The 1604-nt window shown below is 74.3% G+C and carries 1 protein-coding gene; it reads right to left on the bottom strand.

Annotated features, from left to right (window positions below):
* Positions 1–1604: beta-ketoacyl synthase N-terminal-like domain-containing protein (locus GT042_RS27505; protein ID WP_237531259.1), on the bottom strand; the 1604-nt coding region annotated here is incomplete at both ends.

Here is a 1604-nt window from a genome sequence, read left to right as displayed (position 1 = left end):
GCCGTGTCCACGGGGTCTCCGCGCGGACCGGGCGGAGACCGGATTCGGCGACGGCCGGGTGCGGCGGGTCGCAGTCGAGTGTGGGTGCCAGTCGGCCGTACCTGAGTTGCAGCAGCACCTTCGTGAGCTGTGCCATGCCGGAGGCCGCCTCCAGGTGCCCGACGGCGGGTTTCACGGAGCCGACGTACAGGCCGCTCTCCGGGCCGTACGCCTCACCGAGCGCCATGGCCTCCAGCGGGTCGGCCAGCGGGGACCCGGCGGACGCCGCCTCCACGTACTGGACGTCCCCGGGAGACAGACCGGCCCGGTCGAGCACGCCGCGTATCAGCCGGTGCTGCGCGTCCCGGTCCGGCGTCGCGTACGCGCCGGCGGAGCTGTTGGTGTTGATGCCGGAGGCGAGGAGCACGCCGTGCACGCGGTCTCCGTCCCGGAGCGCGGCTTCGAGCGGCTTCAGGACCACGGCGCCGACGCCCTCGCCGGTGACGATCCCGTCGCCGTCCGCGCTGAAGGCCCGGCCGCGGCCGTCGGAGGAGAGCATGGCCGCCGCGGACAGGGCGAGGTGGTGGGAGGGGTGGAGCACCAGGCTGACCCCGCCCGCCACGGCCGCCGCGCACTCCCCGCTGCGGAGTGACTCGCAGGCGAGGTGGAGCGCGGTCAACGAGGAGGAGCAGACGGTGTCCACGGCGATACTGGGCCCGCCGAACCGGTACACGTGCGAGACCCGGTTGGCGACCGACCATGTCCCGGAGGGCGGGGCTTCCCGGTGACCCCTGCCCCAGCGCTCCAGGGACAGCTGCTGGTACGGGGATCCGCTCACGCCGGCGAACACGCCCACGTCCGCCGTGCCGGCCCCCTCTCGGAGACCTTCGGCCGTGCTGCCGGAGTCCTCCAGCGCCTCCCAGACACACTGGAGGAACAGCCGTTCCTGAGGGTCCATCCGTTCCGCCTCGCGAGGCGAGATCCGGAAGAGACGCGGGTCGAACAGGTCCACGCCGTCGAGGAAGCCGCCCCAGCGGTGCGGGGCGCGGCCGGGGGCGTCGTGGTGCTCGGAGCGCGTCCAACGGTCCTCGGGCACTTCGCGGACGGCGCGCCGGCCGGTGCGGAGGTTCTCCCAGAAGGCGTCCAGGCTGTCGGCTCCCGGAAAGCGGCCGGCCATCCCGATGACGGCGATGGGCTGAGGGGGCCGGGTGTTCGGCGGCGTCCCCGGCCGAGCGTCGGAGCGACCGCCCGGTACGAGTGCCGGTTCGGCAGCCGTCCGGTCCGCCTGTCCGACAGGCGCGGAATCCCGTACGCCCGCGGGCGCCTGGTCTCCGTCCACCGCCCGCCGATCGGCGCCGGTGGAGTCCGGCGGCGCGTTCGTGCCGTCGCCGGCGAACTTCCCCGCCGCGGCCAGCACCTCCGCGACGGAGCCGATGGTGCCGCCGAGGAACGGCAGCGGGCCGATGTCCGCACCCAGTTCACGTTCGACGCGGTCGGCGACCTCCATGGTGATCAGTGAGTCGGCGCCGTAGACCTCCAGAGGCGCGGCCGGCTCCAGCTCCCGTACGGGAATGCGCAGGACCTCGGCGAACGCGTCGGTCAGCCAGGCCACCGCCCGGCTCAGG

This window comes from Streptomyces sp. SID3212 (assembly GCF_009865405.1).
Taxonomy (GTDB): Bacteria; Actinomycetota; Actinomycetes; order Streptomycetales; family Streptomycetaceae; genus Streptomyces.
Note: the sequence above shows the minus strand (reverse complement) of the source record. Positions and strands in the feature narration are given on the sequence as shown.